This window comes from Paenibacillus sp. EKM10P, from assembly GCF_011800655.1.
Classification (GTDB): Bacteria; Bacillota; Bacilli; order Paenibacillales; family Paenibacillaceae; genus Paenibacillus; species Paenibacillus polymyxa.
On record NZ_JAALET010000001.1, the window covers coordinates 198,086 to 212,705 of the forward strand.

Here is a 14,620-nt window from a genome sequence, read left to right on the forward strand (position 1 = left end):
AAATGGTAGCAATAGGGAAGGAGGAGAAAGATGGAATTTAGTTTGACGGATGGTAAGGGAAAAAAGTTTCAGTTTCCAGTAAATCCTGAGGAAGTAACGATTTCACGGCAAAAGGGATTTGATACAACGACGATTTTATCCTATGGGGAGTTTGACTTTCCACAAGGGGAGAAGGTGAAGGAAATCTCCTTCTCTTCTTTTTTTCCGAAAGAATACAATCCAGCATATTGCACATATGAAGACATCCCTGATCCGCAGGAGGCCATGAACACGTTGAATGGCTTTTTGTTATCCAAGAGTCCGCTACGTTTTATCATTACGGAGACAGCCGTGAATGTGCCAGTAATTGTCGCTTCTCATAATTCAATCTTTCGGGGCGGGGAATATGGGGATGTCAATTTTGATTTGTCACTGCGAACCTGGAGTGAAATGAAGGTAGCCAAAAAAGCTGGCACCGGCTCGAAGTCCGCGACAGTCAACAAAAAGCCTCGCACGGATATGAAAGAAAAAAAGAAAACTTACACGGTTAAATCGGGAGATTCCTTGTCCAAAATTGCCAAGCTGGAGCTGGGAGACAGCTCTCAATGGAGTCGTATTTATCAGCTTAACAAAAAGACCATCGGGAAAAATCCGAATGCGATTAAACCGGGGCAAAAGCTGGTGCTGTCATGAGCTATAAAGTCATTTTACAGGATAAATATGATCTTTCGCCACTTGTGGAGAACATTAATTTAAGGGATTCGCTGGAGCAAATCGCCTATCAGGGGACGGTCAATTTGGTCGTTACGTCCGATATGCCGGTCATTTCTCCAGGGATGTCAATCCGGGTTAGTGGTATTCCTTATGGTAAAAAAGACTATGTTCCTCTGTTGTCTCCAGCGGTGATCTGGGAAGTGGAAACCTCCAACAACGGGCTTAAACGTATGACGCTGACGCTGTATGACCGTACGGTATATTTGGACAAGTCGGAGGATGAATATTTACTTCCTGCCAAGCAGACGGCTACCCAGCGTTTTCAGAAATATGCGAGGGATTGGAAGCTGAAAATCGCTTCTTTGCCGGACACAAAAAAGCAGCTCGGGCGCGCCGTATACCGGACGCAGTCCATTTATTCCATGATGCTGGGCGATCTGCGGGAGACGGCCAAGGCGGGCGGCAAGCTGTATCATCCACGTATGATTTCTTCCGGCTTGGAGCTGTACGAACTGGGCACGAACAAAGATGTATATGTTTTGGAGAAAGTGACCGATACGACACAATCCCGTACGTTGGAAGGCGCAGCCACGAGAGTAAAGGTGTTGGCTACGGCGGCCAGTGAAACAGGGAAAGAGGTTCCTTCCAAGGTGATGGCGCTTGAGGAAAAGGACATTGCCAAATATGGAACACTTCAGGTGATCGTACAGGATGACGAGGTGAAATCGGGTGCGGCAGCACGTGAGTTGGCCAAAAGTAAGCTGAGAGGCATACAACAAACGATATCGGTAAATGCGCCAGATATGAATACGATTCGAGCAGGAGACGCGGTAATGTTAGGGAACATGAAGCTGATGGTGATTTCAGTAAGCAGGGAATTGGGCAACCCTGGCAGTATGTCGCTAGAACTCGGAACGTATGACGATGTAAAAAGGAGGTTTTACCTTGAATAAGGACCCCTACGGGCATTTAGCCACTGCGCTGCAATCTTCATTTCATAAACACACCAAGCAAGCGCTGAGTGGAGTAGGTGCAGTATTAGGTACCATCACTTCCACAGGACTCAAGCTGGATGATTTTAAACATGAGCTTCAGGATTATCTGGTCGCCGAGCTGCCGGGGCTGCTATCTGTACCACGCCATATGTACAAAGGTACCTCAACATCGGTAGAATCAGAAAATTGGGAAGGCAAAGAGCTGAAAACCTCTTTTTATACCGGGGAGGATGAGCTGGAGGATGTAAATCTGAGCCTGAACAAAGGACTTAAGCCTGGGGATCGTGTACTCGCGGTGCGGGTGAATAGTGGTAACGATGTGGTGGTCGTGTGTAAGGTGGTGAATGGACGTGGCTAATTTATTTCCCGAAACAGATGATATGATCTGGACAGACATAGATGTGACCAATCCAGATGTGCTGGAGGATAACCGTGCGGTATTTGGGCGAAGCTGGAGGTTTGATTTTGAAGCTGGGGAGTTTGTAATGAGCCCTAGCCGTAAAATCGTGACTACAGGCGAGAAAGAAGCTTGGGTACAGTGGTGTGAAAAAGCCATACGCACTCCTCGCTACCGTCATGTAATCTATTCGCCTGATTATGGAAGTGAGCTGGAGGAGCTGATTGGCAGCAGCTATGGGCACGGTGTGCAAGAAAGTGAAATTAAGCGCATGGTCACAGAGGCGTTGCTAGCAGATGCACGTACGGCTAGTGTGGATCAGTTCACGTTTCGATGGGAAGGTGAGGCATGCTATTTTAGCTGCCAGATTACGAACGTGCGGGATGAGACAGAAATTGTGGAAAGTGTGGTGATCTAATGGCAGACTTGCCGGAATATTTGGTAGACCAGACGGAAGAGGAAATTTTAAATCGAATGCTGGAAAAAGTGCCTTCGGACATCGATAAGTCCGAGGGCTCTTTTATTTGGGATGCGCAGGCGCCAGTGGCATTTATGCTTTCTGAAGCGGCAATCTGGGCGCAGGAGCTGCTGCGTCGGGGGTTTGCCAGCACAGCAGCCAGTGATAACCCGGATTTTCGCTCGCCGGAACTGGATTTGCGTACAGCAGAGCATGGAGTGACACGACGGGAAGCCGTTGCTGCATCAGGGAAGGTCAAGTTCACAGGCACAGCTGGAACAATCGTCCCGGCGGGAACGTTGGTGGCGACTCCGGCAGATGATGTATCCGGGGAAGCCTCCATTGAGTATGCGACCACGACCTCAGTCACGCTGGATGAACAGGGTACCGGGGAAGCGGCCATTCGGGCGGTCAATCCTGGACGCAGCGGCAACGTGCCAGCGGGTGTCATTCAGGTGATGGCTACTCCGATTAGCGGGGTTTCCTCCGTGATCAATACGGAGGAAACCAAAAGCGGCACAGACATTGAAAGCGACCAACTGTTGCTGGAGCGTTTTTATGCCAAGGTGCGGAACCAGGGTACAAGCGGCAACAAGGCGCAGTATACCCAGTGGGCGAATGAGATTGCTGGAGTGGGTGGCGTGGAAGTTGTTCCACTCTGGAAAGGGCCAGGAACAGTGGGGTTATATGTGCTGGATACGGATAAACGCGCTGCCAGCCCGGAAATCGTGGCTGCGGTGCAGAAGTATATCGATCCGACCCAGGATGGGCAAGGCGAAGGGTTAGCACCAGCAGGTCCTGTGGTGACGATCATGCCAGCGGCAGAAGTGGAAATAAACATTTCGGTCAAGGTACAGCGCACCAAAGAGAAGCCGTCCACACTGGATGAAATCAAAAAGCTGATCGAAAACGGTGTGCGGACGTATTTGAAGCAGCTTGCTTTTTACAAGGCAGATCCGTTGGTAAGGTACACCCGGATTTCTGCTGTGCTGTTAGACATTCCAATAATTATTGATTTCTCTGAGCTGAAAATCAACGGACAGAGCAATCAGAATATTGAGATTGGATCAGGTCAGGTGGCCGTGCTGGGGACGGTGAGCGTCGGTGAGTAACAACGGAATAGACAGTTTTGAAGATTTATTGAATGACCCAGACCAGGGAAAACGTGTAAACCGTGGTGACATCTTTGCTAACCGGGTAGCAATAGCGAGAGATACAGTAAGCCAAATGAGCAGCGAGCGGGGACGCGAGCTGCTTTCCTATTTGCCTGCCTATTATGAAACCTCACGTGTGATGCGTTCCGATATGGATGCTAAAGGAAGCGAACTGGACGCCTTGTATCTTGCAATGGATGCAACGGTGGGACAGTTTTTCGTACGTACCGCCACCTGGGGGCTGGAACGCTGGGAAACGGAGCTGGGGATCGAAACCGATCTGGGGAAGCCGTTGGATCAGCGGCGCGCAGTGGTGGAATCGAAGCTACGGGGGGCAGGAACCTTTTCAGGCAAGCTTGTCAAAAATGTAGCTGAGGCGTATGACGGAGGCACGGTAGATGTTACTTTTCACCCTGCCGAATGGGGATTTACGGTCAAATTTATGGACACCATCGGAATTCCGCCCAACGTTGAGGATCTTAAAGCAGCCATTGAGGAGATCAAACCTGCTCATATGGCGGTAGAGTATAAATTACGCTACTTGACCATTGCGGAAGTGGAGTCCATGACCCTCTATGAAAATGAACATACAACACAGGATAGATATTTAGGAGGTGGCGCATAACATGGCAAGCGAAAAAACACCGAATCTTGGTTTAAATCAAATTGACCGTACATCGCCCAAAACAACATATTTTGATCTGGAGAAGTACTTGGATGAAAACTGGCGGTCTGTAGATAAATTTGCAGGTGACGTGAATGACGGTGTAAACGAGATTAAGAAGCGTCTGGATACGACGGAACGCAAGGCGGTAGCTTTGGAACCTGGGGTACAGATTGTTCATGCGGAGAAGGCTGCGCCATTTTCGTTGACGGGAATAAGCGGACGTATGTTGGTGAATTTGTTGGGGCGGGCAGGCTCTTGTGACCGAATCGACAGCCTTTTAGGTTGGGAAGCTGATCTTGCAGTGGATACATCTAATAAGGCGCAGGGTACGGGATCTATCAAGGTTACTGCGAAGAATGCTTCCGGTGTATATAACGTGTATAGTACCGGATTAAAGCTTACTGGTGGAAGATACTATATCGCCCTAGCTGATGTTAAAAACATCAATGCCTCAAATAATATCTATGTAAACTTTTCTACAGGTGGTAATAAGGCGCTCAAACAGTCCAAAGATCAGAGTCGATTTGTAACGATTTATACAAAATGTGCACCGACAAACGATACTGCTATCAACTTGGAAGTTGCATCAATTTCAACAGCAACTGGCCAAACTTTTTATGCAGACGCTATTCGTCTTTATGAGATTAGCGCTTCAGATTATGCTGCCTTAGACAGCATGACCGCTGAACAGGTAGTTACCAAATATCCATATGTGGACAGCATAATGCCTGTTCGTAATCCGTATGTGATTAGATATGGGGAGAATATGTTGCCTTCTCTCTTTGAGTGGTCAGCCAAACAGGGAACACCTATTATAGTGGACGAAAAAAGCATTACTGTCACGTTGGATAACAAAATAGTACACACTGTGTCGCCGCTAGTGCCCGGACAAAAGTACACTGTATCAGTTCAATCGGGTGGGGCGACTGGTAGGGTTACGGTTACGGACGATCCTGAGTCCGCTATTATAGTTGAGGCAGTGGGTTCGGGGTTGTTAAGCGCCACATTCACAGCAACGAGTCGAGCTGCTAATATTCGATTGCTAGGGACATCATCAACAGCCGTTACCATGACAAAGCCAATGCTCAACATGGGCAGCACAGCTAAAGCATTCAAGCCGCGCGAGGATTCCATGTTGGCATTGCAAACAGACCTGTACGCTGATCCAGTTATAGGAGTTAATGCGGATACAGTTTTTGAGCGTGATGGTCAATACTTCAAAGTGAAAAGGTTTGAAAGTGTCCTACTAGATGGTAGTAAAATAACTAAAGTGAATAATGTAGTGTCGGGGACAGGCTTCAAAGCCCTTTATCCTGTAGTGCCCGATGTAAATTATGCGTTTGTCGGCAGTGGATCGGCAGTAAAGTTTGACGGTAAGATACTATTGTGGGGTGGTCAAGACACAACAGCCGACAGATGGGGGATAGATGCGACTTCGCCCAATTTTGCCATCTCTGTATCTGTTTCAGACAGTGGATGGGCTGATAGCTACCCACCTACATTAGACGACATCAGAGCCTACTTTTTCGGGTACAAGGCTTATGACGCTAATACCCTAACACCAGCACAAGCACAAGCAGCAACTACGGCAACTTGGAACGGTACGGGTACAAAGTATTGGGTTCAGCGTGTGGGCGCACCTAACTTCACGCAATCCGTACCGCAACAATCCTATGCAGGGTATACGCCGTATCAACTTGTATTCCAGCTTGCAACGCCTACCGTGGAACCTATTGTATCCGAGGGGCAACTATCATTTGTTGAGGGCGACAACCAGGTTGAAGTAGGTACAGGGATGATTGTTAGGGAGGAATCTAAACCATCAATTTCAAGTAACCAATACTGGATTAACGGCGCTTTAGGTGGACTTGGCAAACTTCGTGAAAGACCCAATAAAATTTTCGTTGTTTATAAAAACAGCAAGAACGATAGATGGGGAACAATTACTCATGCCGATGCTGACAAGAGCACATATGGTCTTGTTCAGGCCTATGCTCCTGCCGCTAAGTTTGACCCGTCTGCATCTTACAGCACGACCTATACAACTACCGAAGCCTCGCCAGTCGTACCATTTGTGGGCACATACGCAGCCAACGAAACAACGCTGCTTGTGGACTTGGTAGACAGCGTACAGCAAAACACCGCGCGTGTGAGTGTACTTGAGAACAAGAAGGCTGAAAAAGATAATCCCGCGTGGCTCAAACCTACGTTGATTAATGGGTGGGCTTCTTCATTGTTCGGTTTCATTAAACTTAGCGATAACGTAGTCTATTTCAGAGATTCAATTTCAGGGGGAATTACAACACCTGGAACTATATTGTTCACCCTTCCTCCGCAGTATAGACCTGCTATAAGAACGGAGATACGGGTAAGATCAAACGGCGGGGGTAACGAATCCAGCAATTCCACCGTAGTTATAAACACGAACGGAAATGTACTGATCCAGAACACTATATACACGGCTGTTTGGCTGGATGGGGTTTCGTTTATAGCTGAACAATAAGGAGGTCTAACAAATGAAAGCAGTACCTAAAGTAAATACAAACGGCCTCTATCTAGAGGACGAGCTGGTGGACGATGCCTTTTCAGGTGTCGTCCCTTTTTATACTCCATCTTCGCCTACGCTATCTGATACAAACCAGCAACTAGACACTCATCGGCTTGCTGACAGTAGCTCTAGTACAATAGATGTAATCAATTCAGAAAGCACCCCTGCTGGTTATACAGTAGGGATTCCAGTACCACCAGGTCTATACCATCCTCGATTTGACATCCAAGGTTGGCTGGTCTACGAAGCAGAATATGCAAAAAATCTGTTAGAAGCGCAAAAGGCTTTTGATCAGTTGAACAACGAATCCCAAGCTTTATTTCAGGAGCAGTATGATGAATGGCGAAATAAGCCGGAAAACGAGCGTGGAGATGAACCTATATATCCTGCTCCCACTTTTAAGACCCCAGAACGAAGAGACCCGGCGACGTTCTGGAGTGAAGGATTGAGTGAGGAAGAAATTAAGGAACTGACTCAAAAAGCGGAGCAACAGCCAAGCGAGACAGATCAACTGAAGCAGCGCATTGCAGATCTTGAAGTGACGTTGAGCCAGCTCATGCTTGGTGGCATAGGAAAATAACGTGTGCTAACGATTATATGTAACAGCAATCTTTGTAAAAAGAGGTGAAGTCATAACCATGGCAGCTTTAACAGAGGCTCAAATGCGTATTTGTGCTCATGCTTGCATCACCCGCTATGATCGTGGAGAAGGTGATATAGTAACGATCATGGGAAGCTACGCTTTAAATGAAGAACAGCGGGAACACGTAATGAAGATTATTTTATCCACTCGTTCCGATCTAGTACCGGATAACGTAGATGATTCATCATCAACCGATGCTCCGAATGAACAGGAAGAAACGGTTAAATGGTATAACTCTATTTTCCGCAAGAAAACAGTATAGAGAACAAAACAAAAATAATGGTTGAATGCCCTTGGATTAACCAAGGGCATTCATTTTACACCTAGGTTCAAAAGGGGGAACAAATATGCATGAAAAGATCGATCAGATTTGGCTGGGGTTTTCCACGGGGACCTTGATCGGTTATTTTTTCGGGGGGTGGACTACAATGTTGACGTTGCTGTGGTGGATGGTCGTGATCGACTTTTTCACCGGATGGGCAGCGGCCTGGATTAATGGGGAGCTGAAAAGCCGCCAAGGATATTACGGTATTTTTCGCAAGGTTACCGTGTTTTTGCTCATTACGGTAGCCCATCTAATCGACGGTATTCTCGGGGATGCACACTATTTCCGGGATGCCGTCGTTTTCTTTTATTTAGCGAACGAGCTGTTGTCTATTATAGAAAATGTGGGCAGAATGGGAGTGCCGATGCCGGATATTTTGCGGAATGCGGTCGCCATTTTTGAGTCCAAGTCGAGTGGGGAAAAAATAAAGCCAACCGATCCTTCTGACAAGCAAAATAAAGCTTTATAAAGTGCTGACTGTTGCCATTACAAAAAAGGAAGACTACCTTATCGCCCTTTTTCGGCGTAAAAGTGGAAAAGCCTAAACCGTTTCCTTGGTCCAAGCATATATAACAGATACAGAGTGCTACAACATTATGAATGACAAGGAGGGAGCGCCTTATGCAAAATCGCATCCCTAATGCTGCCGAAGGCATTGACGTGTCCCGATATCAGGGAACGATTGATTGGAAACGCGTACGAGCCGATGGTAAATCGTTTGCATTTATTAAAGCAAGTCAAGGACAGCGTTACGTTGATCCAACATTTATCACGAATGCAAAAGGGATCAAGGCAGCCGGGCTTCTGCTGGGAGCTTACCATTTTGTAGATGCAACCAGTGTAAACGCAGCTAAAGCGGAAGCCAGACATTTCGCCGAGGTACTGGATCAGGTGGGAGGCGCGAAAGCGCTCGGCTTACCAGCGGTGATGGATTATGAAAACAATCCGGGAAAGCTTAGCTCGGCCGCGATTCATGAGGTTGCGCTGGCATTTTTGACGGAATTTGAACGAGTAAGCGGCCGCAAGCCGATGGTATATACGGGCAATGCTTTTGCTGCCCATTTTAAAGACCCGCTGGGTAGTTATAATCTGTGGATTGCACGTTATAGTACACGACTCCCTAGTGATACCACAGCATGGAAGCGCTGGGATTTCTGGCAATACAGCGATAGTGGACGGGTTGATGGCATTCAAGGGCCTGTGGATCTGAATGTATATGCCGGAACAGAGGCCGAGCTACGCCAAGCATTTGCAGGAGAAGAGAGGGATGAGCCAATGACAGCAGAGGAAAAAGCGGCATTTAAGGCCCTGCAGCAGCAGATAGACGCCCTTGAAAACAGCAAAGATGTGCTCAAGCAAACTTTAAATGAACAGAGCGCGTATATTAAAAAGGTGGATCAGCGAGTAGCTGAACTGGAGGCGCGTCAGGCGATGCCTGTACCGGCCTGGGCCAAGGAAGCGGTGGGTGCTGCTGTTGCAGTTAATCCGGCAAGCCCGATTGTGGATGCGAAACTGCCAAGCAGTTATGATTTTTATCGCTTACTGGTCGTGTTGAACCGTCTGGGTGTGTTTAAAAAAGACAAATGATCTTCGAAAGAACTTATACACTGCCCATCCCACTTTTATATGAAATGAGTAAAGAAACTACGAGCGAAGCCTAAATAGACAGGCGGTTAAATGCAGCCGCCTGCCCTTATGGTTTAGTGATGTTTTTTAGGATCTCTGAATAGGCTGAATCCCAAAAAAGGTAAATGGAAAATGCTTCTTTACTCGAAAAGTAATTCAATATCCTCCTGACTAATCTGAACGGTTTCAAAGTCCGAAGGAGTGAAATGAACATTCTGCTGACGAACGGTAAAATCAATGATCCGAATGATTGCTTGGACATACATATGCATAAATTCAGTTATACTTTCTTCTTCAAACATTTCTGTGCTGTACATCATATCGATCACCAATTGGTCGTTAACAACCAGGCAGTTAACTTCGATAGCGGCTGTTAGATGATTGGCGTTGTCTACATTTTGATTGTCTATAGTATGCCTATATACATAGTCTGAACTTTGACTTTCGTGATCGAACTGGCCCAAATAATTGAAGCGTATAGGACGAATGTCTGTATGCTTTTCAATAGCCCCTAGCATATATTTTAAGATGCCATAACCTATACCCTGATGGGGAACACGTCTTCGCAGTTCCTTGACATATGCAAGGATACTGCCTATTTCTGTGCCCGGCATTTGAATACGTAAGGGATATAACGCAGTAAACCAGCCAACCGTTCTGGATACATCTATGTGATCTACACTCCTTCCGTGATGCTCAACCTCATAAGTGAAATCGTCCAATCCGATCCATTCCTTGACACTTAGCGCCAAGGCAGCCAGCAGTAAATCTACAGGTTCGGTACGGTAAGTCTGAGGCATCTCATGAAGCAGTTTGTATGTTTGGACAGGAGACAGATGTTCTTCAACCACAGCGCATGAAGCATAGTTTACGGCAGCGGATGGTAGGCATGTGATGGATGCTGGAAAATGACGACTGCCTCCCTCCATTTCATGCCAAAAATCTTGCTCTTTCTGTAGATCCGTAGTCGTAGAATAGTGGTACAGCTCCTTGGCAAAGGCTTGAACTGAGGCTGTTTTTCTTGGGAAATTTACCTCCTCATCTTCTTTTATAGCATGGTATGCATTCAATAAATCCTCCAATATAATTCTCCAGGAAACTCCGTCTACAACCAGATGATGGGCAGTGATGAACAGTTCCCGAGTTTCCTGTCCGTGATCGAATAGAACTGCGCGGATAGGAAGACGGTGGGACAGATCGAAACCGGATTGCAGGTTATGCACCAGGTTATTGAATTCATGTTGCCGGGCCTCGGCTGAAATATGCATCATATCGTAACAATCCAGCTTGAACGAGACGGTGGCCAGTTCTGGATTATAAAATAACTTGCCATCAGGCTCCAGGCTCATCCTTAAAGCATCGTGATGCTCGATCACCTTCTGAAAGGCCTTTTCCAAAGCGGAACGATCCATTTCGTTTTTCAGCAGAAGCATGATCGATTGATTATAGTGATGAGGATTGTAAAATGTCTGCGCCATAAACCAACTGGAGATAGGAGTGGGCAGAATTTCTCCGCTGGCTGGCGCTGAATCGTATAGCTGACGCTTTGGACGTGTATAATGAGCAAGCTCCGCAATATTGGGATGCGCTAAAATATCCTGTACGCCTATCTCCAGATCATAGTTATTTAATTTGGATGTCATTTGGATCGCCTTAATAGAGTCTCCGCCCAGTGCGAAGAAATTATCATGGATACCTATGTTAACCATCTGGAATAGCTCTCCCCAAACCTGTACGAGAATATTTTCAACCTCATTATGAGCTTCCTCATATATGCTCGTTAATCCAGAGGACAAGTCTGGTACAGGAAGTTTTCGCTTGTCGACCTTACCGTTTGACGTAAGTGGGACGGTATCCAGCCTGAGTATATGGTTTGGCACCATATAATGGGGAAGACAAGCATGTAAATAATGCTTAAGAAGCTCGGGAGAGACAGTAGCATCTGATACATAATAGGCATATAACATAGGCTGACTATTATCTTCATCCGATTCCACCACATTGACAACAGCATGCTGGATACCATGATATGAAGATAACGCACCTTCAATTTCGCCCAGTTCGATACGAAAGCCTTTGATTTTGACTTGGTGATCTTTCCGGCCAAGGTATTCAATCAGGCCATTTTCCAGCCGTATTCCCAAGTCTCCGGTTTTATACATTCGTTCTCCTGGAACAAAAGGATTATCGAGAAATCTTTCTTTTGTGAGTTCAGGTCTATTCAAATATCCTCTCGCCACTCCGGGACCGGAAATGTAAATTTCTCCTTTTACCTGCATAGGAACAGGCTTTAAGTACGCATCCAGCACATATATAGCCACGTTATCAGAAGGTACGCCGATAGGAACGGATCTTCGGATATCTCGGTTCGCATCATAAATATGGATCATGCAGCCTACAACAGTTTCTGTCGGTCCGTACTCATTGTACAGAGTAACATTACCACCAAATATGTCATGAACGTTCCGGGCAAGACTGACTTTGAAATCTTCTCCACCTACAATGAATTTGCGGACGTTCGATGTACGAATATTCGACTCTTGAAGAAGGGACAAATGGGCGGGAGTAAGCTTCACAATGGTTGTACGCTGGTCTTTCAGAATGCGAAACAATACAAATTCGCTGTAATCGTCATCCCTGTAGAGGCTCATGGCATGACCGCTGATTAATGGGGTGAATATGGAAGTGACGGTCAAGTCAAAGGCTATTGACGAATAACAGGCAAAGACCTCACGTGCGGCGGTAAAGTAGGTTTTATTCGCCCAATATATGTAATTCACAAGTCCCTTGTGGTGGACTGCAACTCCTTTAGGCTTGCCTGTGGAACCAGAGGTATAAATGACATAAGCGAGCTGGTCCGATCCGATTTTCGGCTCCAGATTGGAGTCATCACCATCGTACAGGGATGCATCATCCATACGATAGGCTTCTTTGGAAAAAGAGATATCATCATCCAATGGTGCGTCGGTGAGCAGCAAGGCAGCCCCGGAATCCTCCAGCATAAAGCTAACACGGTCAGCTGGATAGTGTGGATCTATCGGCAGGTAGGCCCCGCCTGATTTCAATACAGCTAAGATCGAAATGATAAGTTCAAACGAATGCCCCGCCATGATTCCGACGATACTCTCTTGGCCAATCCCCCTACTTTTTAAAAACCTCGCCAGTTGGTTAGCTCGTTCGTTTAACTCACGATAGGTTAACGTTTGCTCTTCAAAGTAACAGACAATTTCATTAGCTTTTTCAACGACCTGCTGTTCAAATAACTGAGTAATGGTTAGGGACGAAGGATAGGGGGAGTGAGTTTGATTCAGCTCATAGATTAGCTCATTGTGTTCCTGCGTAGACAGCATTTCAATTTCCGCAATCGGAGTGTATGGCTGCTCGATCATCTCGCGAATCATATGCATGAGATGCTCAAACATTTTGGCAATCTGCATCTCGCTGAAAGCCTTCACTCTATAGTCAAAATCCAGCGTAATTTTTCCGCTCCCCTCCCAATCACGTATAACCAACTGCAGGGCATAAGGCTGATAACCACTGAATACCTCCTGAACTTCATAGGGGCATCCATCAAATTGGGGACTAAATTTCATATTGTAATAATTAACACACATATCAAACAGGCCGTCATATCCTTTTTGGGCAAGCTCCAAATCACCAGCCAGAAGATCATACGGATATTTTTGATGAAAGTAAAAATTCATTAGCTCTGTTCCCACCTGCTTCATCCAGGAGTAGGCATCTAAAGCTTCATCCACTTGGATACGAAACGGCATTGTGCTGGTGAACATGCCAAACGTATTTTTTTGCTTTTTTCCTGATCTGTTCAGGACAGGTGTCCCGATGACTACATCGGTTTCTTGAGTCGTTCGGTAGATGTAAAGCAGAAGGGCGGATACGAATAACACATTTACAGAAAGCTTGGAGCTTTGGATAAAATTCTGGATGATGCGAGAGGTTTCGCTATCGATGGCAAAGGATGAGCGAACGGCCGAAATATCTTTACTTTTGTTGATGGGTATCATATCAGGTAAGGTTTGAAACTTTTCATTCCAGAACATTTTATTTTTGATAAAACGTTCAGATGCTAGATAGGCTTGTTCTTGATCAATGATAGGTATGTAGGAATATTCTTCATCAGCAGGGAGAGGACGGTGGTTGACTAGTAGAGTATAATACTGCGAAATTCGTTCCGACACGATATGTAAAGCCCAACCGTCCGCAATAATATGATGAAATTTACCCAAATAACCAACATCATCAGGTCCCAGCCGAAAGATAACAAAAGAATATAGTTTGGAGTTCAACAGAGGCATCGCTTGTCCGCTCACGACCTTCAGCCATTGTTCAAAATGCTGTAAAGGATCAGTCTCATGACTAAAATCAAGATATTCGATATTCTCCTTTTCATAGGGCTTAACGTATTGTACGGGTTCTCCATCTTGCTCTTCGATCCGGATACGGAGGCCTTCAGTTTTGGAAATGAAGAGCTGAATCGCATTCTCCAGTGCACCAAGCTCGAGTTCCTTTTGAATGCGTACTAGTCCGGTCAGATTATGCATGGCTGTCGTGCCATGTATTTTTTCGTTATACCAAATTCTTTTTTGAGCATGCGTCAATGCATAGAACATACATTAGCCTCCTTATACATGCAGATTTTGAAAAACGTAGAGTCTACATAAAAATGATGCTATCCGACCAAATAAAAACAATCAAGCAGAAAAATTGTATTTTTATGAGGAAAATAAAACGGATTTTCGACAATTGTATACCAATTTAAACATACGAGTTCCCTTTAAAAGGTTTTTGTAGGTTTACTAGGGAATTTCGAAAAAGTGTGAATTAACTCACTACATCCGAACGGGATGAAATGTTAAGGTGTTAATACAAATTCAATTAAATTGATAATTATTAGTTTATTACGTATTTTTGGCAATTGACTCTCCGAATTAAGATCAATACCTGGTAATCTCCCGATTTTTCGTCACATAAACCCATTCCTATTTAATATATATTCATTATAAATTGCTTAAATATCCATAAAATAAATATAAAATTACGCATATTTATACGCCATATTGAATGCTTCATTTTGAATACTATTTATCCTAGTGT

12 protein-coding genes are annotated in these 14,620 nt (G+C 45.5%); 11 read left to right on the top strand and 1 reads right to left on the bottom strand.

The annotated features are described in order from the left end of the window. The first annotated feature begins 30 nt into the window (after positions 1-30). The 11 genes from HFE01_RS00810 (at position 31) to HFE01_RS00860 (ending at position 9,466) form a co-directional block, all read left to right on the top strand. Positions 31-672 carry a LysM peptidoglycan-binding domain-containing protein gene (locus tag HFE01_RS00810; protein ID WP_151255446.1) on the top strand — a complete coding sequence of 214 codons (642 nt, stop codon included), beginning with the start codon at positions 31-33 and terminating at the stop codon, positions 670-672. Next, positions 669-1,646, top strand: a complete 978-nt coding sequence (locus tag HFE01_RS00815) for an XkdQ/YqbQ family protein (protein ID WP_167438302.1) — start codon at positions 669-671, stop codon at positions 1,644-1,646. Before HFE01_RS00810 ends, HFE01_RS00815 begins: the two co-directional genes overlap by 4 nt. After that, positions 1,639-2,046: a hypothetical protein gene (locus tag HFE01_RS00820; protein ID WP_167438301.1), complete on the top strand. Its 408-nt coding sequence runs from the start codon at positions 1,639-1,641 to the stop codon at positions 2,044-2,046. The genes HFE01_RS00815 and HFE01_RS00820 overlap by 8 nt, the downstream gene beginning before the upstream one ends. Further along, on the top strand, positions 2,033-2,503 hold the full coding sequence (locus HFE01_RS00825; protein ID WP_164964693.1) for a DUF2634 domain-containing protein: 471 nt from the start codon (positions 2,033-2,035) through the stop codon (positions 2,501-2,503). The genes HFE01_RS00820 and HFE01_RS00825 overlap by 14 nt, the downstream gene beginning before the upstream one ends. Continuing rightward, complete coding sequence (locus tag HFE01_RS00830) at positions 2,503-3,654, top strand: baseplate J/gp47 family protein (RefSeq protein ID WP_167438300.1); 1,152 nt, start codon at positions 2,503-2,505, stop codon at positions 3,652-3,654. The genes HFE01_RS00825 and HFE01_RS00830 overlap by 1 nt, the downstream gene beginning before the upstream one ends. Beyond that, positions 3,647-4,321, top strand: a complete 675-nt coding sequence (locus tag HFE01_RS00835) for a YmfQ family protein (protein WP_167438299.1) — start codon at positions 3,647-3,649, stop codon at positions 4,319-4,321. Before HFE01_RS00830 ends, HFE01_RS00835 begins: the two co-directional genes overlap by 8 nt. Position 4,322: 1 nt before the next feature. Then, entirely contained in the window at positions 4,323-6,866 is a 2,544-nt protein-coding gene (locus HFE01_RS00840) for a hypothetical protein (protein ID WP_167438298.1), read from the top strand. 13 nt (positions 6,867-6,879) lie between these two features. Next, positions 6,880-7,491, top strand: coding sequence for a hypothetical protein (locus HFE01_RS00845; protein ID WP_107734059.1), 612 nt, complete (start codon positions 6,880-6,882; stop codon positions 7,489-7,491). Positions 7,492-7,549: 58 nt separating this feature from the next. Next, positions 7,550-7,816: a hypothetical protein gene (locus HFE01_RS00850; RefSeq protein ID WP_107734058.1), complete on the top strand. Its 267-nt coding sequence runs from the start codon at positions 7,550-7,552 to the stop codon at positions 7,814-7,816. Positions 7,817-7,901: 85 nt separating this feature from the next. After that, positions 7,902-8,348 carry a phage holin family protein gene (locus HFE01_RS00855; protein WP_016821295.1) on the top strand — a complete coding sequence of 149 codons (447 nt, stop codon included), beginning with the start codon at positions 7,902-7,904 and terminating at the stop codon, positions 8,346-8,348. A gap of 152 nt (positions 8,349-8,500) precedes the next feature. Continuing rightward, complete coding sequence (locus tag HFE01_RS00860; RefSeq protein WP_107734057.1) at positions 8,501-9,466, top strand: glycoside hydrolase family 25 protein; 966 nt, start codon at positions 8,501-8,503, stop codon at positions 9,464-9,466. 179 nt (positions 9,467-9,645) lie between these two features. Here the strand turns inward: HFE01_RS00860 and HFE01_RS00865 are convergent, their stop codons facing one another. Continuing rightward, the gene (locus tag HFE01_RS00865; RefSeq protein WP_107734056.1) at positions 9,646-14,136 is read right to left on the bottom strand and encodes a non-ribosomal peptide synthetase; all 4,491 of its coding nucleotides are present in this window, start codon (positions 14,134-14,136) and stop codon (positions 9,646-9,648) included. Between the last annotated feature and the right edge of the window lie 484 nt (positions 14,137-14,620).

Coding starts and splice junctions, on each gene's coding strand:
- HFE01_RS00810 (WP_151255446.1), top strand. CDS start 31: ATGGAATTTAGTTTGACGGATGGTAAGGGAAAAAAGTTTCAGTTTCCA.
- HFE01_RS00815 (WP_167438302.1), top strand. CDS start 669: ATGAGCTATAAAGTCATTTTACAGGATAAATATGATCTTTCGCCACTT.
- HFE01_RS00825 (WP_164964693.1), top strand. CDS start 2,033: ATGGACGTGGCTAATTTATTTCCCGAAACAGATGATATGATCTGGACA.
- HFE01_RS00830 (WP_167438300.1), top strand. CDS start 2,503: ATGGCAGACTTGCCGGAATATTTGGTAGACCAGACGGAAGAGGAAATT.
- HFE01_RS00840 (WP_167438298.1), top strand. CDS start 4,323: ATGGCAAGCGAAAAAACACCGAATCTTGGTTTAAATCAAATTGACCGT.
- HFE01_RS00845 (WP_107734059.1), top strand. CDS start 6,880: ATGAAAGCAGTACCTAAAGTAAATACAAACGGCCTCTATCTAGAGGAC.
- HFE01_RS00850 (WP_107734058.1), top strand. CDS start 7,550: ATGGCAGCTTTAACAGAGGCTCAAATGCGTATTTGTGCTCATGCTTGC.
- HFE01_RS00855 (WP_016821295.1), top strand. CDS start 7,902: ATGCATGAAAAGATCGATCAGATTTGGCTGGGGTTTTCCACGGGGACC.
- HFE01_RS00860 (WP_107734057.1), top strand. CDS start 8,501: ATGCAAAATCGCATCCCTAATGCTGCCGAAGGCATTGACGTGTCCCGA.
- HFE01_RS00865 (WP_107734056.1), bottom strand. CDS start 14,136: ATGTTCTATGCATTGACGCATGCTCAAAAAAGAATTTGGTATAACGAA.